Raw genomic sequence first — 23,334 nt, 5'->3', positions numbered from 1 at the left:
GGGTCCTCTCGTCCTGTTCTTGTCGTTATCGGGCCGGTTGCCAGACCAGCGGAAGGTTGCGGATCGACAGCAGCCCCGGCGTCACCGTGGTGTCAGCGCCGTCCTTGACCCGGAAGGTCGGGATGCGTTCGAGGAACACCCGAAGGAGCGTGCGCAGCTCGCGCCGGGCGAGGTGCGCACCGAGACAGTTGTGGATGCCGCCGACGAACGTGAAGTGGCGGTTGGCCTTGCGCTCGGGATCGAAGGTGTGAGGATCGTCGAACTGCGCCGGGTCGAAGTTGCCCGACGAGTTGATGCAGCAGATCTGGTCGCCCTTTTTCATCGCCACGCCGTGCCAGGTCATGTCGTGCTTGAGCCAGCGGACCGAGTTGACCAGTGGCTGGACCCGCAGGAACTCCTCGACCGCGGTCGGGATCAGCTCCGGGTTGGCGCGGATCCGGGCCTGGAGTGCCTGGTCCTTGGCCAACCGGCGGAACATCTGGCTGATCGTCGACGCGACCGTATCGAGCCCGCCGAGCCACAGGAAGAACGTCATCCCGATGGTTTCATCCGGTGTGAGCGGTTTCCCGTCGATCGAACCGTTGGCGATGTAGCTGCCGAGGCCGTCGTCGGGGTTCGCCTGTTTTTCCGCAATGAAGCCGCGCAGCCACGCGATCGTCTCGCGGATCGCACCCAGACGCACCTCGAAATCGTGGACGTGGAGGATTTTGTATTCCCAGTCGAGGAACTGCTCGAACATCTCCATCGGGAAGCGCATCAGGCCGAGGAAGATGCGCACCGGAAACACCCGGCCGAAATCCCACGCGATGTCGACTTCACCCGCTTCGGCGAACTCGTCGATCATGCCGTTGATCACGTCGCGGATCACCGGCTCCATCCCCTTCATCGCGACCGGGGTGAACCAGGGGTTGAGGAAGCGGCGATACTTGTTGTGGTCGGGCAGGTCCGCGCCCAGCGGCAGCGAGGGAAAGGTCTCGCCGACAAAGGCCTGGAACTGCGCCGCCCCGATAGTCGAGAACGCCTCGTTGTCTTCATAGACCCGGCGGATGTCGTCGTAATGGGTGACCGCCCACCCACCGTTGAGCGTCCCGCCCATCGGATAGGGATACCACATCACGCGTGGCACCCGCTGCTCGCGCAGCCAGTCGAACGGGACATAGGGGTCGAACAGGTCGTTCGGCTCCATCCCCATCGCCGGGCGCAGGTCGGCGACCAGCTCCGGCGGGACGTGAGGCGGGACCGGCAGCGCGTCCGGCCCGGGTTTGGGCAGCTCGATCGTAGCGGCAGCGGCCATTGTCGTCATCCTCTCCGCTGTGACCGTCAGGCCGAGGCGAACATGCGCTGGATTTCGCCCGAAGTGACCGGGCGGCGGGCATTGCCGACAAGGTCCATGCTGTCGGTCTTCAAGCCGCCCAGCCCTTCGCGCGGCGAGATGTCGACGTCCTTGCCCAGTTCGCGCAAGTGCCCGACCGTGCACCTCTCGGCCCCGCCGTTCATCGCGATTCCGTCGAAACTGTATTCGCGGAAGACGTTCTGATGGGTGATCTTGTCGATGGTCTCGCGCTTCAGCCCGTTGACCGAGGCCCACAGGTATTCGGGCACGTTGGGCCATACGGTGTCGGAATGCGGATAGTCGCACTCGTAGGCGACCATGTTCTCGTTCATGTATTCGAGGTTCTTCACGCCGAACTGGTCGTCGATGAAGCAGCAGATGATGTGCCGCTTGAACACGTCGGACGGACGCTCGCCCCTAAAGTCCGAGAACGTCCATTCGTGGTGATGATCGAACGTGAAGTCGGCGCGTTCGAGGAAATAGGGAATCCAGCCGATCCCGCCTTCGGACAGCGCCATGCGCAGGTCGGGATAACGATGCCAGAAGCTGGCGAAGGTCCAGTCCGCCGCCGAGTTGGCGATCGAGATCGGCATCGCGGTGATCCACGCGTCGATCGGGCTCTCGTCGGAGGCGTGCATCGCCCGTGCGCCGGTCCCGATGTGGCAGTTGATCACGATCTTGAGGTCGGCGCAGGCCTTCCAGAACGGCTCCCAGTATTCGTTGTGGATGCTGGGCAGGCCGATGTTGGCGGGATTGTCGGAAAACGACACGGCGTGGACGCCAAGGTCGCTCATCCGCTTCAGTTCCTTGAGCGTCTCACCCATGTCCCACGAGGGCACGAGGCACATCGGGATGAACCGTCCGGGGGCCGTGGCGCACCAGTCGTGGACGTGCCAGTCGTTCCATGCCCGCACTGCGTCGAGCGCTTCGGCAGGGTTGGTCTTCGCTGCTTCGACAAAGACACCGCCGGCGAAGCTCGGGAAAGTCGGGAAGTTGAGCGAGGCCAGCACGCCGTTGACGTTCATGTCGTCGACACGGGCCTTGGGATCGTAGCAGCCCTGACGGGTCTGCTCGAACCGGGTCGGTTCCATGCCGTATTCGCTGCGCGGCCGGCCGACGACGGCGTTGAGCCCGATCGAGGGATAGACGCGGTCGTTCCAGTACCACACGTCGGCGCCCTTGTGGTCGATCACCTTGGGCGCACGGTCGCGTTTGGCTTCGGAGTAGTGACGGAGGAACGCCGTGGGCGGTTCGAGCGCATGGTCGTCGACGCTGGCGATGATGAGGTCGTTCATGTCCATGGAAGCTGTCCTCTCTAGCCGCCCACTTCGAGGTGGGTCCGATTCCAAAACTTGATACTTCGTCAATTTATCCCAGAGCGATAGGTGCTGCAACCGCTTTCAGGGCCTGGCGAACTATTTTTCGACCGGTTTGCCGCAACGAAAACGGGCCGCCTCCACAGAGAGACGGCCCGCGATTTCGGGTCTGCGCTCCGATCGTCAGAACTTCACGGTCGCGGTTACGCCATACGTTGCCGGCTCCATTCGCGAGGACTGGACATAGCCCACCGGCGCCACCAGCAGCGGGTTGTAGTAATCCCGGTTGTTGGTGATGTTGCGGCCGAAGACAGCGAGCTCGTACATGTCGTCCATGAAGCTGAGCGAGGCGCGGGCGCCGAGGATGCCGTTCGCCGGACGGGTCGTGGTGTCGACGATCGCCTGGTTCTGGGTATTGACCGCCCCCGGCACCGCGGTCGAGCCGGTCGGCACGGTCGCGGCATTCTGCGGGAAGAAGTAGCTGCCCCGGGTCTTGCCGGTCCAGGCATAGTCGGCATGGAGCTTGAGCTTCACCCCGCCGAATTCGCGGGTGTAGTCGCCGGCCACGCCGAACTGTTCCTTGGCCACGCTTTCGAACGGCTCGAACGAACGGTCGCCGGAAAGGTCCGCGTACTTGATGTACTTCGGATCGGTCAGCGCGCCGTTCAGGCTCAGGACGAAACCATCGAAGACCTGCGCCTGGAACTCGGCCTCGATCCCCCGGAACCGGGCCTTGCCCGCGTTGCCCAGAACGGTCGCCGAAGCGCCAGCGCCGCTGGGATTGGAGATCAGGGTCGAGCGCTGGATGTTGTTGACGTCGGTCTGGTAGGCGGCGACGTTCAGGCGCACCCGGCGATCGAAGAATTCGCCCTTGAAGCCGACTTCGTAGGAGTAGGCGATCTCCGGCTTGAACGGCACGAGGAAGACTGCCGTCGGCGCGCGCAGGTTCTGCCCGCCTGACCGGAAGCCCTTCGCCGTCTTGACGTAAAGCAGCAGGTCGTCCGTCGGCTTGTATTCCAGCCCCGCAGTGTAGGACCAGCCGGAGAAGCTGTCACGCACCTTCACCCCGCACTGCGGCAACCCGACAATCTCCGGGCCGGCGATGGCCGGCGCCGTGAACAGCGAGCAGGTGCTCGTCCCGCTGGTGCGGTTGTAGTTGTTGTTGCGGCTTTCCAGCCCCTTGTCGTCGACCGAATAGCGGATGCCGCCGGTGAACGAGAACTGGTCGGTGAAGTGATAGGTGCCCTGGGTATAGACGCCCATGCTGTCGTTATCGATCAGCCCGTAGAAGTGCGAGGTCACCGGATTGATGATCGGCGCGACGATCGAGATCGACTGGTCGAAGCCGCGTTCGTGGAACGCGAACACGCCGAGCGCGAAGTCGAGCGCGTTGTTGAACGCCTTGCCCGTGATCTGGAACTCGCCCGAGTACTGCTTCACCGATTGCTGGCTTTCGGTGAAGTGGATCGCATAGCGCGAACCGTCGAGGTCGAGCCCGGCATAGGCGTCGATCTTGCGATACCCCGTGATCAGCTGGATTTGCCCGAACGAGGTGTCGAGGATGCCGGTGAAGCCGAACGTCTGGGTCTTGGCGAAGGCATAGGGCACTTCGTTGATCGACGTGATGTCCGGGTTCGCCGCCAGGTTCGCGATGTCCGGCGCAATCGCGGCGAGGCCGAGCTGGATGTTGGCGAACTGCGCCGCCCCGCTGGTCGGCGCCGGACCGCCATTGAGCAGGCCGACATAGAGCGCCGCGGTCGCGCCGAGGTTGTAGGTCGAGTTCGAGGCGGTGAACGGCCCGGTCAGCAGGCGGATTTCGCGTGCCGGGGAAAGCTCGTCCATCTTGAAGTATTCGCCCGAGAACCTTAGCGTGAGGTTCTCGGTCGGCTTGACGTCGAGCTTGCCGCGGAAGCTCCAGCGGTCACGGTTGTCGAACTTGAGGCCCGTCGGGTTGCCGACGAAGGGCAGGCGCGCCACCGCGGTGCTCGTCGGCGAGACGGCGGAGGCCGTGCCGGCCGGGGTCACGTTGGTGGTGTAGCCGTCGCGGGTGAAGCGCGAGCCGGCGAGCCGCAACGCGACCTTGCCCGGCACGATCGGCACGTTGAGTACCCCGGTCGCCTGGAATTCGTTGAACCGGCCATAGGTCGCGGAAACTTTGCCGGTGAAGTCGTCCAGATCAGGGTTGTTGGAATTGATGATCAGCGCGCCGCCCGTGGTGTTGCGGCCGAACAGCGTGCCTTGCGGACCTTTCAGCACCTGCACCGACTGCGCGTCGAGGAAGTCGCCGTTGAGGCCATAGGCCCGCGCCCAATAAACGCCGTCGACATACGTCCCGACCGAAGGATCCAGTGTGATCAGCACGTCGGTCTGGACCTGTCCGCGCAGGGTGATGGTCAGCGCGCTCGGGGTGTTCGAGCCCGGGCGCATCGACATGCCCGGCGTGAAGCGACCGATATCCTGCAGCCTCTGGACATTGCGCTGCTCGAGATCGTCGCCCGAGAGCACGGTCACCGCGACGGGGACGTCCTGGAGGTTTTCGTTCACCTTGCGGGCCTGGACGATGATCACGCCGAGCCCTTCGTCGGCGGTATCCTCTGCCTGGGGAGCGCTGTCCTGCGCGAAGGCGGGCGCAGAGAGCGCCATGGCGATCGCCGCCGCCGATCCGCCGACCAGCATCCGCGACGCGTTCAACCTACCGAAAAAGCGGGCGTTTTTCATTGCATCCCTCCTTGCATCCGGCCTGTTTCACCAGATTGCATACCTAGTTATACAACTCGATGATTCGTCGCAATTGCCAATTTGACGATGCGTCAGGTCTGTGACCTCTTCGCAACAGGTGACGAGGGCTGCGGGGTGCGGCATGGCGAGTTGAAAGGAAGGCACCGCAATGACCCATCACTCCGTCCTCGGCGAACTTCGCCTCCCGCTCATGTGCGCGCCGATGTCGTTTGCGTCGTCGGTCGACCTTGCGACGGAATGTGCGAAGGGCGGGGTGCTGGCGGGCTGGCAGGGCGGGACGATCACCCCGGACGCCGAGTTCGAACGCTATCTCGATGCGTTGCAGGGGCTGGAAGGCGCGTCCCCCATCGTCAACATGCCGGCGCGGTGGACCGCCGACCCTGCCGGCCAGCGCAGGCTCGACCTGCTGGAGAAGTACCGCGCCCCGCTGGTCCTCTCGAGCCTGGGTGATCCGACCGAGATGGTCGCGCGGGTCCATTCGTGGGGCGGACGGGTGATCCAGGACGTGGTCACCATGCGCCACGCCGAAAAGGCCATCGCCGCCGGAGTCGACGGGCTGATGCTGACGTGCGCGGGCGCGGGCGGCCACACCGGCTTTCTCACGCCGATGGCGTTCGTGCCTGCCGTGCGGCGGATCTATGGCGGCCTGCTGATCGTCGCCGGGGGGATCGCCGACGTCCACGGCATGCTCGCCGCGCTCGCGCTCGGCGGCGACCTTGCCTGCATGGGCACGCGCTTCATCGCCACGCCCGAATCCGGCGTCGTGCAGGGCCACCGCGACCTGATCGCGGCGGCAGGGGCCGACGACATCTTCGCCTCGGCCGCGATGAACGGGGTGCCCGCGCACTGGATCCGCCAGTCGGTGGAACAGGTCGGACTCGATCCGAAAACCCTGCCCGCAACGCGGTCCGCGATGCCGGAAGGGGTGAAGCCGTGGCGCGACACTTTCAGCGCCGGGCAGAGCGTGGGCCTGATCGACAGCATCGAACCCGTCGCCGCGCTGGTTGACCGCCTGGCGCGCGAGTTCGAATCGTTGGAGGGCGTGCCCGACTGGCGGGCGCGGCTGGAGACGTTCCGCTAACCCCGCCGCAGCAGCATCGAGCCGGCGATGAACCCGCCGCCCATGCCGACGACGCCGAGCTTTGCATCCGCCACCTGCCGCGCGCCGGCATCGTGCCACAGCTGCTGGCAAACCTCGTGCAGCAGCCCGAAGCCGTGCAGCCGCCCGCTCGACAGCTGGCCGCCGCCGGTGTTGACCGGGTAGCGCCCGCCGGGTCCGACGTTGCCTTCGGCGATGAAGTCCTTGGCCTCGCCATGTCCGCACAGGCCAAGCGCTTCCAGCCACAGCGGAACGAAGATCGAGAACCCGTCATAGAGTCCGAGCACGTCGAGGTCCGCCGGCTTGAAGTCGGTCCGCTGCCACAGATCGGCGCCCGAATCGTGCGCGCCCATCGTGGTGAGGTCGGCACGCTGGTCCCAGGTTTCCTGCGAGGACAGCGCGGTGCCCATCGCCTCGATGTGCAGCGGCGTGCTGGCGCAGTCCCTTGCCGCATCCTCGGCCGAGACGATGACCGCGCAGGCCCCGTCGATCGGAATGTCGCAGTCGAACAGCCCGAGCGGCGAGGAGATCATCCGCGCGGCGTGGTATTCCTCGCTCGTGAGCGGCTTCTGCATCACCGCCGCCGGGTTCATCAGCGCGAAGCGGCGCTGGCCGGTGGCGATCATGCCGAGGTGCTCGCGGGTCATCCCGAACTCGTGGAAATACCGCTGGGCGATCCACCCCGCCCAGTTCGAGGCCGACATCGCGCCTGCCGCGACCATCCACGCCAGCCATCCGTCCATTCGCCCGCCGCCCGAGCCGGAGACGCTCGCCCGCCGCCCTGCGGTCTGCGAGGAGCTTTCGGTGAGCGCGCGGAAGCACAGCACGTGCCGCGCCTGCCCGGTCGAAACCGCCATCGCCGCGGTCATGATCGGCGCGCTCTGGGCGGGGCCATCGGGCACTGCGCTGTGCCAGCGGGTCTGGATGCCGAGCGCGTTGCGCACGTCGCCAGTGCCGAGCGGGGACTGTCCCGGCGACATGTTGGTCTTCCCCGGATAGGTCGAGATGCCGTCGATATCGGCCATGGTCAGCCCGGCCCGCGCGAGCGCGGCGTCTGCGGCTTCCGCCAGCAGGAGGATCGCCGGACGGTGGATATTGCGGCCCAGCTGGGAGATGCCGGTGCCGGTGATCGCCGCGCGAATGCCGCTCATCGTCCGGCCTCCATCGGTCGCCAGACGGGGAGCCAGATGTCCTCCACGTGGCGGAACGCGACCTGCATCCGCTGGCCGATGGCAACGCCTTCGGGATCGTCGGTGTCGACCTCGGCGGTCACCCGCACGCCGGGTGCGCCGTCGACGTCGACCACCGCGATCGCGAACGGGACCTTCATGTCCGGCAGCCACGGCTGGTAATTGACGGTGAAGCTGTAGACCGTGCCCGTCCCCGCAACCGCTCGCGGCTCGACCGCGCGAGACAGGCACTTGGGGCAGACGAGCTGCGGGGTGTGGATCGCGTGGCCGCAGGCGTTGCAGAACGCGATCATCAGTTCGCCGCGCGCGCCGCCGGTCCAGAAGGCGGTGTTCTCGCTCGTGAGTTCGGGCAGGGATCGCATCGCGTCGCAGGGCTCCTCGTCGTGCGGGCACTCCGACCCGCTTGCCACGTTCATGCGCCCATTGCTGACGATGTGTCAATTACTTGATTGTGCCGCCCGGTAAAGCTCGGCTGGCCGGAAAGCACCGCCGCTTTCCTTTTCACCGGTGGCTTCGATCCACCCGCTGTCGACCATCCGCTTGCGGAACGCCGGCTTGTTCAGCGCGCGGCCGAGGATGGCCTCGTTCACGGCCTGGAGCTCGCGCAAGGTGAAGTGCTCGCCCACCAGCGCCAGCGCGACCGGGGCCCAGCCGAGCTTGCCGCGCAGGCGCTGGACGGCGAGGCCGAGGATCCGGGCATGGTCGAAGCCCAGGGTGAGCGGCGTGCCGCCGGGCCCCAGTGCCGCAACCGGACCGCCCTCCTCCCCGGTCCACGCCACTGCGATCGGAGCGAGCGCCAGGTCCGCCCGCCCCGCGACCGCCGCCGCGAGATCCGCCTCGGGCAGCAGCGCGAAATAGGCGACGGTGATCACCCGCTCGCGCGGATCACGCCCCGGCTCTCCGAAGGTGTAAAGCTGCTCCAGCCAGGCCGACGCGAGGCCGGCCTTGTCCGCCAGCGTGCGCTGCGCGGCAGCGTCCAGCGGCTCGTCAATGCGCACGAAGCTGCCGGGGACGACCCAGCACCCGGCGAAGGGCTCTGCCTCGCGCCGCTGCAACAGCACGCACAGTGCCCCGTCATGGACGGTCATCAGCACGAGATCGACGGTAACGGCAGGATGCGGATAATCGGTAGTCGGCATGGCGCGAAGATATGCGTTGACTAGATATATGTCAAATGCGTATAACTAGTCCGTCGATAGCGAATCGACATGTCCCGGCGGGGAGGCCGCCGGGGCCCAGGCAATCGAGGGAGTCTCGAACCATGGCCCAGGCCGCACAATTCGGCGTCTTCGTCGGACGCTTCCAGCCGCTCCACATCGGCCACGAACACGTGATCCGCGAGGCACTTGGCGAGGTCGGCAAGCTGATCGTTCTGGTCGGCAGCGCCAACGTCGCGCGCGATCCGCGCAACCCGTTCACGTATGCCGAGCGCGAGGCGATGCTGCGCAGCGCCTTCCGCCACGAAATGGCCGAGGGACGGCTGATCGTCGCGCCATTGGACGACCACCGCTATGCCGACACCGCATGGGTCATGGCCGTGCAGCGCACGGTCAACGCGCTGGTGCTTGAGCATGGCAACGCCGGCGGCTTCCGCAACGCCGGGCTCGCCGACTTCCGCGTGGCGCTCGCCGGATACGGCAAGGACGCCACCTCCTATTACCTCAAGCTGTTTCCCGAGTGGGACAACATCCAGCTCCCCTCCCCCTACGGCACGTTCGGCAGCAGCGACGTGCGCGCGCGCTACTTCCGCCGCATTCCCGAAGTGCCGCGCTCGATCCTCTCGCCGGGAGTGGCGGACATGCTCGACCGCTTTGCCCTCGGAAGCGAGTTCCGCGCCCTGCTGGAAGAGGCCGAGTTCCTCGAAGCCTATGGCAGGGAATGGGGCCGCGGGCCGTTCGTCACTGCCGATGCGGTGGTCGTCCAGTCGGGCCACATCCTGCTGGTCGAGCGCGGAAGGCTTCCCGGCAAGGGCCTGCTCGCGCTTCCCGGCGGGTTCGTTGGCGGCGGCGAGACGATCCGCGAGGCCGCGATCCGCGAGCTGCGCGAGGAGACCGCGATCGCCGACGCCAAGGGACAGGTTCCGCCGGCGATGCTCGCCAGTTTCATCGAGGATCACCGCACCCGCGTGTTCGACGATCCTCATCGCTCGCTGCGCGGACGGATCGTCACCCACGCCTTCCTGTTCCGCCTGCCCGAGCAGCGCAGCCTGTTTCGCGTCAAGGGCGGCGACGATGCCGCGCACGCCGCGTGGTACCGGCTCGGCGACCTGCGCCCCGAGCAGCTTTTCGAGGACCACTGGGCGATCATCGCAGCCATGGCGGACCTTTAGACCACGGCCCGCGGGGGAGTCCCACGACCGGCCCGAACCCGTGAGGAGTTCACGATGTTTACCAACCCGATCCTGGCGATAGACAGCTACAAGCACAGCCACTACCTGCAGTATCCGCCCGAAGCGCGGACGATCAGCGCCTATGTCGAGGCGCGCCCCAACCCGTTTTCGGACGACGCGGTGTTCCTTGGCTTACAACCATACCTGATGGACCATCTCGCCCGGCCGGTGACGCTGGCCGACGTCGACGAGGCCGAGGCGATCTGCGCCGCGCACGGGGTGCCGTTCAACCGGATGGGCTGGGAAGCCATCGCGATCGACCACGGCGGGATGCTCCCGCTGGAGATCCGCGCCCTGGCCGAAGGCACGGTCGTGCCGTGCGGGGTGCCGCTGGTCGAGCTTGCCAACACCGATCCGCGGATGCCGTGGCTGACCACCTTCGTCGAAACCGCGCTGCTGCGCGCGGTGTGGTACCCGACGACCGTCGCGACCCTGAGCCGCAAGGCACGGCAGGTGATCCGGGCGGGCTTTGACAGGACCTCGGAAGACCCTGCCGGCCAGATCCCCTTCAAGCTCCACGACTTCGGGGCGCGCGGGGTGTCCTCGGGCGAGAGCGCGGGTCTGGGCGGGATGGCCCATCTCGCCATCTTCCAGGGCACCGACACGATGGAGGGCCTGCTCGCCGCCCGGCGCTTCTACGGTGCAGAGATGCCCGGCTTCTCGATCCCCGCCGCCGAGCACAGCACGATGACCAGCTGGGGCCGCCCGCGCGAGCAGGAAGCCTATGCGAACATGCTTGCCCGCTTCGACGGCGAGGGGCGGCTGGTCGCGGTGGTCTCGGACTCGTGGGACCTCGATGCCGCGGTTACCGGCATCTGGGGCGGCGCGCTGCGCGAGGCGGTGCTGGCGCGCAAGGGCACGCTGGTCGTCCGCCCCGACAGCGGCGATCCGGTCGAAACACCGGTGCGCACGATCGAGGCGCTGTGGGCGGCGTTCGGCGGGACGGTCAACGCCAGGGGATACCGCGTGCTCGACTCCCACGTCCGGGTGATCCAGGGCGACGGGATGAACCTCGAGACCATCGCCGCACTGGTGGAGCGGATGATCGGCGCGGGCTTCGCCATCGACAACATCGCCTTCGGGATGGGCGGCGGCCTGCTCCAGAAGGTCGACCGCGACACCTTGCGCTTCGCGATGAAGGCCAACGCGATGCAGGACGACCGGGGCGTGTGGCACGATGTCCGCAAAGCGCCTGCTACCGATCCGGCCAAGGACAGCAAGGGCGGGCGGCAGGCAGTGGTGCTGGAGGACGGCAGGCTGGTCGCGGCGCGCCGCGACGCCGTCGATCCCGCGGCGGATCAGCTCGTGCCGGTGTGGCGCAACGGGAAACTGCTGGTGCGGCACGACTGGGCGGCCGTACGCGAGCGGGCGGCGGCTTAGGACTCGCCGCCGGCACCTCCGGCGAGGTCCATGAACCGCCGCGCCGCCTCGCGGTCGGCCTCGTCCTTGAACGCGACGTCGAGGTCGGGCGCGGCGCCGAGCATGTGGAGCAACGACCACAGCGCGAAGCGCCGCCCCCGGTCCTTTTCGAGGCCAAGCTCGACCAGCATCCTCTCAATCCCGCCAGCCATCGCCGCAGGGGTCAGCGCATTGATATCCGCAGTGCCGAAGAACCGGCGGAGCTGGTCGTCGAGGTCCATGGTCGTTCACCCGGAAATGAAAAGGGCGCCCGTTGCCGATGCAGCGGGCGCCCTTTTCCGGTTACCTGGAAGGATCAGCCGTTGAGCTTGTCCTTGAGGCCCTTCGCGGCCGAGAAGCCGAGCTTCTTGGCGGCGGCGATCTGGATGGTCGCGCCGGTCGAGGGGTTGCGGCCTTCGCGGGCCGGGGTTTCCTTGACCTTGAACTTGCCGAAGCCGTTCAGCGACACTTCCTCACCCTTGGCAGCCGCATCGGCGATCGCCGAGAAGACGGCGTCGACGACCTTGCGGGCATCGGCCTTGGTCAGGCCGTGAGCGGCGGCGACGGTATCGGCGAGATCGGAGTTGTTCATCGCAAGTGACCTTTGGAAAATTTATCGAGACCGCGCTGTTAGCGAGTCTCTGGCGCGCAAGTCACGGGGGGCCGCAAATTTTGTCCACAGCCCTTGATTCATGGGCACTTGGACGGATTCGGAGCCAATTCCGCTAACCGGCATCGCGCAGCCGGGCCGCGCGCGGATCCGGGAAGCCCTTGCCGGGGCGCACCTCCATCGCCTCCGCGGTCACCGGCTCGCCGCAATCGGGGCAGGCAAGGACCGGCGCGACCTCGTGCCCGCAGGCCTTGTGGCGATAGGTCAGCGGCGGCCCGCGCTCGTCCACGCGGTGGCGATTGCTCCACCCGGCGAGCGCCATCAACACCGGGTAAAGATCGCGGCCCTTCGCCGTCAGCCGGTATTCGGGGCCGCGCTTCTCGAGCACGGCCTCCGCCACCAGCGCGCCCAGCCGCTCCGACAGCACCGCGCGGGGCATGCCGATGCGCGAATGAAATTCGTCGAACCGCCGCACGCCAAGGAAACAGTCGCGCAAAACCAGCAGCGTCCAGCGGTCGCCGACCACGGCCAGCCCGCGGGCAATCGGACAGGGCTGCTCGGCCAGTTCGCTCCATTTCATGCCGTGGTGCGCCTCGGTTGACTCAGTTCATTTTTTGAACTCTAGTGGACCTGGCCGGACTCGGCAAGAGCGATGGAGCGCGCACCCGCGATGAGCACAGCACAAGACAGGCCCGGCGTGTGCCTCGTGATCGGCGCGGGCGATGGGCTGGGCTCCGCGATCGCGCGCGCCTTTGCCGCCGAGGGCCACCCGGTCTGCGTCACCCGCAGGGCGCGGCATCCCGACAAGCTGGAAGCCCTGGCCGCCGAAATCCGCAGCGGGGGCGGCGAGGCGCACGCCTTTGGCGTCGATGCCCGCTCGGAGGCGGAAACTGCTGCCCTGTTCGACCGGATCGAGGCCGAGGTCGGGCCGCTGGACGTCGTGGTGTTCAACATCGGCGCCAACGTCCGCTTCGGCATCCGCGAGACGACCGCGCGGGTTTTCTCCAAGGTCTGGGAGATGGCCTGCTTCGCCGGCTTTCTCGCCGGGCGCGAGGCGGCGCGGGTCATGGTTCCGCGGCAGCGCGGCACGGTGCTGTTCACCGGAGCGACTGCCTCGGTGCGCGGCGCGGCAGGCTTCGCCGCGTTCGCCTCGGCCAAGGCGGGGCTGCGCGCGGTCGCCCAGTCGATGGCGCGGGAACTGGGGCCGGAAGGCATCCATGTGGGCCACGTGATCTGCGACGGCGCGATCGACGGGGTGTTCACCCGCTCGCGGGTCGAGGACGTCACCCCGCTGCTCGACGCCGATGCGATCCTCAAGCCGGACGATGCGGCGCAGGCGTTCGGCTGGCTGCACCGCCAGCCGCGCTCCGCGTGGACTCATGAACTCGATTTGCGCCCGTGGCAGGAGACTTTCTGATGACCAAGACCGTCGAATTCATCTTCGATTTCGTCAGCCCCAATGGCTATCTCGCGTGGGGTCCGCTGAAGGCGCTGACCGCAAGGCACGGCGCGGCGATCGCCGTGACCCCGGTGCTTCTCGGCGGGATGCACAAGCTCACCGGCAACGCCCCGCCCTTCACCCGCGACGCCGGGATCAAGGGCAAGAACGAATACGCGATGCTCGAGATGCGCCGGTTCATCGCCAGGCACGGCCTAACCCGCTTCAGGATGAACCCGAAGTTCCCGTTCCGCACGGTTGACCTCCAGCGGATGCTGCTCGCAGCGATCGAACGGAGCGAGCAGGACTGCTATGTCGAGGCGGTTGCGAAGGCGTTGTGGGAGGACGGGCTCGATCCCGGCGACGAGGCGGCGGTGGCGGCGGTGCTGGACGGCGCGGGGCTGGATGCAGCGGCCCTCGCAGCGCGGGCGCAGGACGCGGACATCAGGCAGAGGCTCGCCGACAACACCGAGCATGCGGTGGAACGCGGCACCTTCGGCATCCCCACGTTCTACGTCGGCGGCGAGATGTTCTTCGGCAAGGAACGCCTCGGCCAGATCGAGGAACTGCTGGCCGGCTGAACCCTACTCCGCGAACAGCTTGCGGACCTCGCGGCGCAGCAGCTTGCCCATTTCATTGTAGGGAAGCGCCGCGACCCGCTCGATCCGTTCGGGCACCCGCGAAGAGCGCAGGCGGTCGCGCACGTGGGCCCGGAGCTCTTCGTCCGAAGGAGCATGGCCCTCTTTCGCCACCACCGCGACGCCCACCGCCTCGCCCCATTCGACCGAGGGCACCCCGACCGCGGCGGCATCGGCGACGCCCGGATGCGTCAGCAGCACGTCCTCGATCTCGCCCGGCGACATGTTCTCGCCGCCGCGGACGATGACGTCGTCGGCGCGGCCGGAGAGGAAGATGTAGCCGTCCTCGTCGATGTACCCGGCGTCGCGGGTCGGGAACCAGCCGCCTTCGACCAGCGCGCTGCGTTCCTTGTATTCGCCCGACACCTGCTCGCCGCGGACAAAGATCTCGCCCGCTTCGCCCGGCGGGAGGACCTGGCCGTCCTCGCCCCGCACTTCGATCTCGACCGAGGGCAGCGCCTGGCCGATCGAGGTCAGCCGCGCCCGGACTTTCGGATCGTGCGAGGCCTGCGCCGCGCGGTGATCGTCGGGTCCGAGCAGCGCAATGGTCGAGCTGGTCTCGGTCAGGCCATAGGCGTTGGTAAAGCCGGTCTGCGGAAACAGCTCGAGCGCGCGCTGGATCACTTCGAGCGGCATCTTGCCGCCGCCATACGCAATCGCCCGCAGCGACGAGGTGTCAGCGGTTGCCCCGCCGTCCATCGCCGCGATGATCCGCTGGAGCATCGTCGGCACGACGAACGCGTTGGTCACCCGCTCCCCCGCCACAAGATCGAGCCACGCCTCGGGGGTGAAGGCCGGCAGCATGACCATTCGCCGCCCGGCATAGATCGACGACAGCAGCGCCGAAATCCCGGCGATGTGATAGGGCGGCACAACCACCAATGCCGCATCGTCCTCGTCCGCCGAGGCGAACTCGACCGAGCCGAGGATATAGCCGAGCAGGTTGGCGTGGCGCAGGATCGCGGCCTTGGGCGCGGCGGTCGTCCCGCTGGTGAAGAGCTGGACGGCAATGCCCCCGCCCGGATCGTATTCGCGGCTGGCATCGGCCGGAACCAGTTCCTGCGCCTTGGCGACGAAGTCCTCGCGCGCGAGGACGGTTTGGCCCTGGTCGCCGGCGATCCTGGCGACCCGCGCTTCGTCGCCGATGACCAGCGCCGGGGCGATCCGCCCGAGCAGCGCGGCGAGGTCCGCGTCGGGGAGACGGTAGTTCAACGGGCAGTACGGCACGCCCGCCAGCGCCGCCGCGAACAGCGCTATGACCGCCGCCTCGCTGCTTTCATCGAGCAGCGCGACATACTGCGCGCCGCTTTCCTCGACCAGTTCGAACGCCCCGCGCGCCGCGGCGAGCAGTTCGGCATATGTCCAGCGGCGGCCATCGCAGACCAGCGCGATGCGCTCTCCGCCGGCATCGGCGGCCATCTCGAGCAGCACGGCAATGTTCATCGGGGCGGGCCGTCAGTCCGAGGCCGGGAGCGGCTTGGCGTCCTTCGGTTGCATCGGCACACCGTTGAAGCTGAGCGAACCGGCGCCGGGCTTGATGCACAGCACCTCCACCGATCCGCCCGCATCGGTGTAGCGCTTGCCCATCATGCTGCCGCCGGAATGTGCCGCGTCGATCGCCGCCTTGTCCGTGGCCCGCTCTTCGACCATCGGCGCGCCGCCACAGGCGATGGTGCCGGACGCAGCCTTGATCACCATGACTTCGACGTCGCAGACCGCGCTTTTGAGCTTCGAGCCGGGCTTCATGATCTTCCCTTCTGCAAGGAGCGCGCAGCTCCCCGTACATTTATTGACGCGTCGTCATTTATAATATCTGCTCGCCTGCGCGCAAGTGCGGAATTTCGCACATTTCGGACCATCCAGCCCCCGGTAGGACATTGCCAGATGCCCCCTCGTGAGGCACGGCGGGGCGACTGGAAGCGGAATTACACGGAGTTGACGATGGCAGGGAAATTCATCGTGGCAGGCGGCTTTGGAGCACTGGGTCGCGCAGTCTGCGCCGAACTGGCTGCGCGCGACGGAGAGGTCGCGGTGATCGACCTTGCCCCGCCACCACCCTCGTTTGCCGGCGTTGCCGCGGGCGGCGTCGACCTGGCCGACGAAGCGGCGGTCAAGGCCGCCTATGCCGATGTCGTCGGCAAGCTGGGCGGCCTCGACGGCGTGGTCAACGTGGCCGGCGGGTTCCTGTGGGAGACCGTGGCCGACGGTTCGCTGGATAGCTGGGACCGCATGTACCGGATGAACGTGCGGACTGCAGCGATCTCCTGCCGTACCGCGCTCGGCTACCTTGGCGCGGGCGGCGCGATCGTCAACGTGGGTGCTGCCGCGGCAAGCAACGTGGCGACGGGCATGGCCCCCTACGCCGCATCGAAGGCGGGCGTGATGGCGCTGACCGAAGGTCTCGCCGACGAGGTCAAGGGACAGGGCATCCGCGTGAACGCCGTGCTGCCGACGATCATCGACACGCCGGTAAACCGCCAGGACATGCCGGACGCAGACGTCTCCGCGTGGGTCAAACCGGAGTCCGCCGCGAAGGTGATCGCCTTCCTGCTCTCGCCAGATGCAGGGCCGGTGACCGGGTCGGGCGTCAAGCTGTCGCTGGGACTCTGAAAAGAGTCGAGCTTGACAGTAATAAGCACCGTTATTATCGCTCAAGCTATGGACACGAACGTCGCATTTCTCGCCAGCGATGTCGGACGGCTTTTTCGCAAGCGGTTCGAATTTGCGACCCGCGACCTGGCCGTGACCGGGCCCCAGTGGCGAGCGCTGGTCCGCATCAGCGAACACCCGGGAATCAACCAGGGCGCGCTTGCCGCGTTGCTGGAAGTTGAAGCGATTACCGTGGGACGAATGATCGATCGTCTGGAAAGACTCGGTTTTGTCGAGCGTCGTCCCGATCCCGCCGATCGCCGCGTTTGGCTGCTTCACCTGACAGACGCAGCCGCGCCGGTGCTCGACGCACTGCGCAGCCGCGCTGCCACGGTGATTGCCGAATCGCTCGACGTATTTACGCCCGAAGAGCAGTCCACGCTCGTCTCGCTGCTCCAGCGAATGCGCGAAAGGTTGCTGATTCCCGGAAGCGAACTGGTGGAAGTGCCCGAAAATGGCTGATGCCGATCCGATGACCCCGGTTGCCGAGCGCGCGATAGCGAGCCCGGTAGAGGTCGCAACCGAGCCGTCTGTCCCTGCCCGTAGCAAGTGGCGCCTGCCGCTGATGCTGCTGGTCCCGGCTCTGGTCATCGGCGGAGCGCTGTGGTGGTGGTTCGGCAGCCCGGGCATCGTCGAAACCGACAACGCCTACGTCAAGCAGGACATCGTGTCGGTGGCGGGTGAGGTCCAGGGCCAGATCGTTGCAGTGAACGTGCGCGAGAACCAGTTCGTCCACGCCGGCGACGTCCTCTTCACCATCGACCAGACGCCTTACCAGGTCGCCATCGCCCAAGCCGACGCCCAGATCGCCGAGGCCCAGGCCAACGTCGTCGCGCTCCAGGCCGAGGTCGGCGCGTCCGCGGCGGACATCGCCGGGGCACGGGACGACCTGCGCCTCGCGGAATCCAATTATGCCCGCGAAAAGGCGTTGATGGACAAGGGCTTCAACACCCGTGCGCGGATGGATGCCGCGCAGCACGCGGTGGCCTCGGCCCGGGACCACCTCGCTGCGGTCCAGGCCGATGTGGCCCGCCAGCAGGCCAAGCTCGCCACCGGCAGCGCAGTGCCGGGGGTCAATCCCGCCATTGCCGCGGCATCGGCGACGCGGGCCAAGGCCCAGCTCGACCTCAAGCGGACCGTCGTACGTGCGCCAGCCGACGGCGTCGTCACCCAGGCCTCGCGCCTGCAGGTCGGGCAGATGGTATTCCCCGGGGTCCCGGTGATCAGCCTGGTCCGCGCCGGCAGCGGCCGGGTCGATGCGAACTTCAAGGAAACCGATCTCGCCGAAATGCGGATCGGGCAGCCCGCGACGATCACGCTCGACGCCTATCCCGGCCTCGTCCTCAAGGGCCATGTCGAAAGCGTCGGGGCGGGCACCGGTTCGGAGTTTTCGGTCCTGCCCGCGCAGAACGCGACCGGCAACTGGGTCAAGATCACCCAGCGCGTTCCGGTCCGCATCGCCATCGACAGCCGGTCGGACCGGCCGCTGATCGCGGGCCTCAGCGCGTTGGTGAAGGTCGATGTCGGCAAGCATTAGCGCCGGCGCGGAGCACGAGCGCGACGAAGAGCTCCCGGAACTGATCAACCACGATCATCCGAGGATCGTGACCCGCCACCGCGGGCTGGTCCTCGTCGCAGCGATGGCCGGGATGACCATGCAGGTGCTCGACACGACGATTGCCAACGTCGCGTTGCCGCACATGCAGTCCAGTCTTGGTGCGACACAGGACACGGTCACGTGGATCCTGACGAGCTACGTTCTCGCCGCGGCGGTCGCGCTGCCGCTGACCGGATGGCTGGTGGACCGGATCGGTTTGCGCCAACTGATGATTGTCAGCATCGCGCTGTTCACGGGTGCCTCGATGCTCTGCGGGATGGCGCAGAGCATCGAGCAGATGGTCATGTTCCGGATCATGCAAGGTCTGGCCGGCGCATTCCTGTCGCCAGTCGCGCAGACCATGATGCTCGACCTCAGCACTCCGGCAGAACGGCCGCGGATGATGACGCTTTTCACGCAAGGGGTGATGATCGGGCCGATCATCGGGCCCGTCCTGGGCGGTTATCTGACCGACAATTTCAGCTGGCGCTGGGTTTTCTACGTCAACCTGCCAGTGGGTATCGGCTGCATTGCGCTGCTTCTGCTGTTCATGCCGCGCTCGCCCGTGCGCCCGCGCAAGTTCGACGTGTTCGGGTGGGCTGCGGTCGCAGTCGCGGTGTCGTCGCTGCAGTTGATGCTCGACCGAGGCTCCCAGCTCGACTGGTTTCAGTCGGGCGAGATTTTCGCGTACCTGGTTGTAGCGATCTGCGCAGGGTGGGTGGCCATCGTGCACATTACGACGGCGCAGCATCCGCTGTTCCCGCGCGAGCTGTTCCGCGACCGCAATTTCGTCGCATCGATCGCGCTCACCACCGTCTTCGGCGTTGCGCTGATGTCGACGATGGCGCTGCTCCCGGCGCTCCTCCAGGTGATCTACGGCTATCCGCCGATCGATGCGGGCCTTTTGCTGATCCCGCGCGGGGTCGGCACCCTGATCACCACGACCCTGTTCGGCAGCCTCATCGCCCGCGGTGACCCACGGCTGCTGCTGGGCCTGGGCTTCTCGATCCTGGGGCTGTCGATGCTGCTGATGAGCCGGTGGGGCCCGGTCATGCCTGCGTCATGGATCATCGGCTCGGGCTTGCTGCAGGGCGTCGGGATGGCGCTGAGCTTCGTCCCGCTCAACGTGATTGCCTTCGCCACCCTCCCCGACCGCCTGCGCACCGACGCGTCGAGCGGCCTGAACCTGATGCGCAACCTTGGCTCGTCGATCGGCATCACCGTTTGCACCGTCATGCTCACCCACAGTGCGCAGATCAACCACGCCGAGCTGGGCGAGCGGATCGACTTTGGCAAGCTCCCGGTCCCGTTCGAACAGCTTTCGGTAAGCCCGGGCGCCAGCGAAACGGTGCTGCGGGTGACCGACGGGCTGGTCAACCTGCAGGCGCTGATGATCGGTTACAACAACGACTTCCTGGCGATGGGCTTTGCCTGCTTCGCCATGCTTCCGCTCCTGCTGATCCTGCGCCGGCCGAAGGGGCTTTCGGCACCGCAAGGCAGTGCTGCCATGGCGGATCACTGAACGATGCCCGGCGGGAGCTTTCTCCCGCCGGGGCCACGCGTCACTTCATCGTCGGAATGACGAAGCTCTGGTCGATTACCGCGCCGCCGTTGGGCCAGCGCTGGGTGACCTTCTTGGTGCGGGTGTAGAACTTCACCCCGTCCATCCCGTACTGGTCGAGGTCGCCGAAGCCCGAACGCTTCCACCCGCCGAACGAGTGGTAGGCGACCGGCACCGGGATCGGCACGTTGATCCCGACCATCCCGACCTCGACCTGCGCCGCGAAAGCCCGCGCGGCGTCGCCGTTGCGGGTGAAGATCGCCACGCCGTTGCCGTACTGGTGGTTGGTGGGATAGCTGACCGCCTCTTCCAGCGTCTTGGCGCGCATGATCTGCAGCACTGGACCGAAGATTTCGTCCTGGTAGCTCTTCATTTCCGGCGTCACCCGGTCGAGCAGCGTCGGCGCGAGATAGTAACCGTCCTCATAGCCCTGGAGGGAGAAGCCGCGGCCGTCGACGACCAGTTCGGCACCCTCGTCGACCGCCATCTGGATATAGTTTTCGACCCGCGCCTTGTGCTGCGCGGTGACCAGCGGACCGTACTGGGCCTGCGGGTCGGTCGGGTGGCCGGGACGCAGAGTCTCGATCGCGGAGATGAGCTTGGCGCGGAACGTGTCGGCGGTCTCTTCGCCCACCGGCACCACGACCGGCAGCGCCATGCAACGCTCGCCGGCCGAGCCATAGGCCGCGCCGACGATGTCGGCGACCGTCTGGTCCATGTCGGCGTCGGGCAGGATGATCCCGTGGTTCTTGGCCCCGCCCATGCACTGCGCCCGCTTCCCGTTGGCGGCAGCGCGCTGATAGACGTAATTGGCGATGTCGGACGAGCCGACAAAGCTTACCGCCTTGATCGCCGGGTGGTCGAGGATCGCGTCGACGATCTCCTTGTCGCCGTGGACGACGTTGAGAATGCCCTTGGGCAACCCGGCCTGGAGCGCCAGTTCGGCCAGCCGCACCGGGACCGAGGGATCGCGCTCCGACGGCTTGAGAATGAAGGCGTTGCCGCAGGCGATCGCCATCGCCGACATCCACAGCGGGATCATCGCCGGGAAGTTGAACGGGGTGATGCCCGCCACCACGCCGAGCGGCTGTCGCATCGAATAGACGTCGATCCCCGGGCCCGCGCCTTCGGTGTAGTCGCCCTTCAGCAGGTGCGGGATGCCGCAGGCAAATTCGACCACTTCAAGCCCGCGCTGGATGTCGCCGCGGGCATCGGCGATGACCTTGCCGTGTTCGCTGGACAGCATGGTCGCCAGCTCGTCCATGTTGTCTTCGATCAGCTGCTTGAACGCGAACATGACGCGGGCGCGGCGCTGCGGGTTGGTCGCGGCCCAGTCCTTCTGTGCGGCGACGGCGTTGGCGACCGCGCGATCAAGGTGGGCCGCATCCGCCAGCTCCACGCGCGCCTGGACCTCGCCGGTCGAAGGATCGAACACGTCCGAAAGGCGTGCCCCGGGGAGCGGGGCGGACTGGCCGTCGATGAAATGGGTGATGGTGCGCATGGGTCTCTCCGCGATGTATCTGCGGCCTGTGTAGACCTTTCCGCTTTGCAGGAATATGCAAAGTCCTGCACATCAGCTTTGCAGGAATACACATGCTGGATTCAGCCGCGCTGCAAATCTTTCTCGCCGTTCTGCGCGAGGGAAACATGGTCGCGGCCGGACGCAGGGCCGGGATCGACCACAGCACGGTCGCCCGCCGCCTCTCCGCGCTGGAAGCCGACCTCGGCGCGCGCCTGTTCGAGCGGACACCGCGCGGGGTCACGCCAACCGCCGCCGCATTCGCACTTCAGCCACATGCCGAGCGGATCGAGAGCGAACTCTTCGCTGCGGCCGCCAGCATCGCGGGCCGCGACCGCGCCGTCGAAGGCACAGTGCGTCTTGCCACCACTGAGATGTTCGGTGCCCACATCGTCGCGCCGCATGTGGAGGCGCTGCACCGGCAGCACCCCGGGCTGACGCTTGAACTCGCGACCGAAAGCCGCGCCACCAGCCTGGCACGACGCGAAGCCGACATTGCCGTGATGCTGGCGATGCCGCCCAAGGGACGGCTCGTCGCGCGCAAGCTGACCGACTACCGTCTCGCCCTTTATGCCTCGCGCGGGTACGTCGAAACGCACGGCGTTCCCGCGACCCGCGAGCACCTCGCCCGTCACCGCTTCGTTTCGTACATCGAGGAACTCGCGGGCTTCCCCGAGATGATTGCACTCGACCAGATCCTCCCCGGCGCGCCGGTCGCGTTCCGTTCGAGTTCGGCCGCGGCACAGCACGCCGCGGTTGCAGCCGGCATGGGCATCGGCATGCTCCATGTCTTCGCCGCTGAGCAGGACGACCGGCTGGTCCGCCTGCTCCCCGGCGAGACCGAGGCCTGGCGCAGCTACTGGCTGGTCATGCACGCCGACCAGCAGCGCCTGCCGCGCATCCGCACGACCATCGACTTTCTCGAAGGGGTTGTGGCCGCCATGCGCGGCCGGCTCTAAAGCGCCGCGGTGTAGCCGCCGTTGACCGGATAGACCTGCCCAGTTGTCCACGGAGCAGCGTCGGAGCAAAGCAACAGGACAGTGCCGACGATGTCGTCCGGCCGGCCCGGACGGCGAATCGCGTAGCGGGCGAACTGGGCCTTGCCTCGCTCGCTCGCCATGTGTGCCTCGTGGCGGCCAGGCGACTGCTGCAGCGACGAGATCGCTATCGAGTTTGCGGTCACCCCGAACCGCGCCGCATCCGCCGCCAACGCTCGCATGAACCCGGCAGCACCAGCCTTTGCCGCGGCATAGGCCGCCTGCCGCGCCTCGATATTGCGCCCCGCGTCGGAGACGATGGTGACGATCCGGCCGTGGCGGCGTTCGATCATCCCGGGCAGCACGGCGTGGGCGCAGTTCATCACGCCGAGCAGATTGACATCGAGAAACCGCGACCAGCTGTCCGGCTCGGTTTCCCAGAACAGGGGCATCTCGGCGGGGAACCCCTCAGGCCCGGCCATTCCGGCGTTGTTGACGAGAATCGCGACCGGGCCGACCTCGGCCACTGCCGCCTCCAGGCTTGCCCGCACGTCCGCGATCCGGCCGACGTCGCAGACCATCGTAGCGACCGCGCATCCACCAGCGCGGATTTCGCGGGCAACGGCATCGGCCCGCCCGGCATCGAAATCATTGACGATGATTCCGCCCGCGCCGTTGCCGGCAAGCACATGACTGATGGCGCGACCAAGGCCTTGCCCAGCCCCGGTGACGAGCGCCACGCGCCCCTTCAGATCGAACAGGTTGCTGGCCTGCAAGTGCCCACTCCCGCGCTGATGACGGACTATTCTTGACGATCCATCAACTGTAATGGGTCACGCCCGTATCACAAGCCCGGACGGAGGCGTGGAACGGCAACGTTA

At 67.0% G+C, this 23,334-nt stretch carries 23 protein-coding genes; 10 read left to right on the top strand and 13 right to left on the bottom strand.

Annotated elements, in window-relative coordinates; translation table 11 throughout:
• Positions 1-25: 25 nt before the first annotated feature.
• The 3 genes from AC3WLD_RS15540 to AC3WLD_RS15530 all read right to left on the bottom strand — a co-directional run bounded on the left by AC3WLD_RS15540 (position 26) and on the right by AC3WLD_RS15530 (position 5,367).
• A complete protein-coding gene (locus AC3WLD_RS15540) occupies positions 26-1,294 on the bottom strand; it encodes a cytochrome P450 (protein WP_492557882.1) in 1,269 nt (422 codons plus the stop codon).
• 26 nt (positions 1,295-1,320) lie between these two features.
• Entirely contained in the window at positions 1,321-2,628 is a 1,308-nt protein-coding gene (locus tag AC3WLD_RS15535; RefSeq protein WP_492557881.1) for an amidohydrolase family protein, read from the bottom strand.
• Between the two features lie 204 nt (positions 2,629-2,832).
• Positions 2,833-5,367, bottom strand: a complete 2,535-nt coding sequence (locus AC3WLD_RS15530) for a TonB-dependent receptor (protein ID WP_492557880.1) — start codon at positions 5,365-5,367, stop codon at positions 2,833-2,835.
• A gap of 169 nt (positions 5,368-5,536) precedes the next feature.
• Here AC3WLD_RS15530 and AC3WLD_RS15525 point away from each other — a divergent pair, with 169 nt between their 5' ends.
• Positions 5,537-6,469: an NAD(P)H-dependent flavin oxidoreductase gene (locus AC3WLD_RS15525; protein WP_492557879.1), complete on the top strand. Its 933-nt coding sequence runs from the start codon at positions 5,537-5,539 to the stop codon at positions 6,467-6,469.
• Here AC3WLD_RS15525 and AC3WLD_RS15520 read toward each other — a convergent pair.
• From AC3WLD_RS15520 to AC3WLD_RS15510, 3 genes are read right to left on the bottom strand one after another with little or no spacing between them, the layout of a single operon-like run.
• Entirely contained in the window at positions 6,466-7,638 is a 1,173-nt protein-coding gene (locus AC3WLD_RS15520; protein ID WP_492557878.1) for a thiolase family protein, read from the bottom strand. The two genes, AC3WLD_RS15525 and AC3WLD_RS15520, sit on opposite strands and share 4 nt — an antisense overlap.
• A complete protein-coding gene (locus tag AC3WLD_RS15515) occupies positions 7,635-8,093 on the bottom strand; it encodes a Zn-ribbon domain-containing OB-fold protein (RefSeq protein WP_492557877.1) in 459 nt (152 codons plus the stop codon). The genes AC3WLD_RS15520 and AC3WLD_RS15515 overlap by 4 nt, the downstream gene beginning before the upstream one ends.
• Before the next feature lie 21 nt (positions 8,094-8,114).
• Positions 8,115-8,816 carry an NUDIX hydrolase gene (locus tag AC3WLD_RS15510; protein WP_492557876.1) on the bottom strand — a complete coding sequence of 234 codons (702 nt, stop codon included), beginning with the start codon at positions 8,814-8,816 and terminating at the stop codon, positions 8,115-8,117.
• 122 nt (positions 8,817-8,938) lie between these two features.
• Between AC3WLD_RS15510 and AC3WLD_RS15505 the strand changes: the two genes are divergently transcribed.
• Together AC3WLD_RS15505 and AC3WLD_RS15500 are read left to right on the top strand one after the other, a co-directional pair.
• Positions 8,939-10,006 (top strand): NUDIX domain-containing protein, encoded by a 1,068-nt coding sequence (locus tag AC3WLD_RS15505; protein WP_492557875.1) that lies wholly within the window; start codon positions 8,939-8,941, stop codon positions 10,004-10,006.
• Positions 10,007-10,060: 54 nt separating this feature from the next.
• Complete coding sequence (locus tag AC3WLD_RS15500; protein WP_492557874.1) at positions 10,061-11,446, top strand: nicotinate phosphoribosyltransferase; 1,386 nt, start codon at positions 10,061-10,063, stop codon at positions 11,444-11,446.
• Here the strand turns inward: AC3WLD_RS15500 and AC3WLD_RS15495 are convergent.
• From AC3WLD_RS15495 to AC3WLD_RS15485, 3 genes are all read right to left on the bottom strand, one after another.
• Positions 11,443-11,706, bottom strand: coding sequence for a hypothetical protein (locus AC3WLD_RS15495; protein ID WP_492557873.1), 264 nt, complete (start codon positions 11,704-11,706; stop codon positions 11,443-11,445). The genes AC3WLD_RS15500 and AC3WLD_RS15495 overlap by 4 nt on opposite strands.
• A gap of 74 nt (positions 11,707-11,780) precedes the next feature.
• Entirely contained in the window at positions 11,781-12,056 is a 276-nt protein-coding gene (locus AC3WLD_RS15490; protein ID WP_492557872.1) for an HU family DNA-binding protein, read from the bottom strand.
• Between the two features lie 133 nt (positions 12,057-12,189).
• A complete protein-coding gene (locus tag AC3WLD_RS15485; RefSeq protein ID WP_492557871.1) occupies positions 12,190-12,654 on the bottom strand; it encodes a winged helix-turn-helix transcriptional regulator in 465 nt (154 codons plus the stop codon).
• A gap of 90 nt (positions 12,655-12,744) precedes the next feature.
• Here AC3WLD_RS15485 and AC3WLD_RS15480 point away from each other — a divergent pair, with 90 nt between their 5' ends.
• Together AC3WLD_RS15480 and AC3WLD_RS15475 are read left to right on the top strand one after the other, a co-directional pair.
• A complete protein-coding gene (locus tag AC3WLD_RS15480) occupies positions 12,745-13,491 on the top strand; it encodes an SDR family NAD(P)-dependent oxidoreductase (RefSeq protein ID WP_492557870.1) in 747 nt (248 codons plus the stop codon).
• A complete protein-coding gene (locus AC3WLD_RS15475; protein WP_492557869.1) occupies positions 13,491-14,093 on the top strand; it encodes a 2-hydroxychromene-2-carboxylate isomerase in 603 nt (200 codons plus the stop codon). Before AC3WLD_RS15480 ends, AC3WLD_RS15475 begins: the two co-directional genes overlap by 1 nt.
• Positions 14,094-14,096: 3 nt before the next feature.
• Here the strand turns inward: AC3WLD_RS15475 and AC3WLD_RS15470 are convergent, their stop codons facing one another.
• Positions 14,097-15,593 carry a class I adenylate-forming enzyme family protein gene (locus AC3WLD_RS15470; protein ID WP_492557868.1) on the bottom strand — a complete coding sequence of 499 codons (1,497 nt, stop codon included), beginning with the start codon at positions 15,591-15,593 and terminating at the stop codon, positions 14,097-14,099.
• 12 nt (positions 15,594-15,605) lie between these two features.
• Positions 15,606-15,896 carry a hypothetical protein gene (locus tag AC3WLD_RS15465; protein WP_492557867.1) on the bottom strand — a complete coding sequence of 97 codons (291 nt, stop codon included), beginning with the start codon at positions 15,894-15,896 and terminating at the stop codon, positions 15,606-15,608.
• Positions 15,897-16,091: 195 nt separating this feature from the next.
• Between AC3WLD_RS15465 and AC3WLD_RS15460 the strand changes: the two genes are divergently transcribed.
• The 4 genes from AC3WLD_RS15460 to AC3WLD_RS15445 are packed head-to-tail and all read left to right on the top strand — an operon-like array spanning position 16,092 to position 19,918.
• The gene (locus AC3WLD_RS15460) at positions 16,092-16,760 is read left to right on the top strand and encodes an SDR family oxidoreductase (protein ID WP_492557866.1); all 669 of its coding nucleotides are present in this window, start codon (positions 16,092-16,094) and stop codon (positions 16,758-16,760) included.
• 48 nt (positions 16,761-16,808) lie between these two features.
• Positions 16,809-17,261, top strand: a complete 453-nt coding sequence (locus AC3WLD_RS15455; RefSeq protein WP_492557865.1) for a MarR family winged helix-turn-helix transcriptional regulator — start codon at positions 16,809-16,811, stop codon at positions 17,259-17,261.
• Positions 17,254-18,336 carry an HlyD family secretion protein gene (locus tag AC3WLD_RS15450; protein ID WP_492557864.1) on the top strand — a complete coding sequence of 361 codons (1,083 nt, stop codon included), beginning with the start codon at positions 17,254-17,256 and terminating at the stop codon, positions 18,334-18,336. Before AC3WLD_RS15455 ends, AC3WLD_RS15450 begins: the two co-directional genes overlap by 8 nt.
• The gene (locus tag AC3WLD_RS15445) at positions 18,320-19,918 is read left to right on the top strand and encodes an MDR family MFS transporter (protein ID WP_492557863.1); all 1,599 of its coding nucleotides are present in this window, start codon (positions 18,320-18,322) and stop codon (positions 19,916-19,918) included. Before AC3WLD_RS15450 ends, AC3WLD_RS15445 begins: the two co-directional genes overlap by 17 nt.
• Positions 19,919-19,958: 40 nt before the next feature.
• Here AC3WLD_RS15445 and AC3WLD_RS15440 read toward each other — a convergent pair whose 3' ends face one another.
• Positions 19,959-21,458, bottom strand: a complete 1,500-nt coding sequence (locus AC3WLD_RS15440) for a CoA-acylating methylmalonate-semialdehyde dehydrogenase (protein WP_492557862.1) — start codon at positions 21,456-21,458, stop codon at positions 19,959-19,961.
• Positions 21,459-21,550: 92 nt separating this feature from the next.
• Here AC3WLD_RS15440 and AC3WLD_RS15435 point away from each other — a divergent pair, with 92 nt between their 5' ends.
• Entirely contained in the window at positions 21,551-22,435 is an 885-nt protein-coding gene (locus AC3WLD_RS15435; protein ID WP_492557861.1) for a LysR family transcriptional regulator, read from the top strand.
• On the opposite strand, the gene AC3WLD_RS15430 is transcribed toward AC3WLD_RS15435, so the two are convergent.
• Positions 22,432-23,229, bottom strand: a complete 798-nt coding sequence (locus AC3WLD_RS15430; protein WP_492557860.1) for an SDR family NAD(P)-dependent oxidoreductase — start codon at positions 23,227-23,229, stop codon at positions 22,432-22,434. The genes AC3WLD_RS15435 and AC3WLD_RS15430 overlap by 4 nt on opposite strands.
• Between the last annotated feature and the right edge of the window lie 105 nt (positions 23,230-23,334).

Source organism: Novosphingobium sp. FW305-C-111, assembly GCF_058783565.1.
Note: the sequence above shows the minus strand (reverse complement) of the source record. Positions and strands in the feature narration are given on the sequence as shown.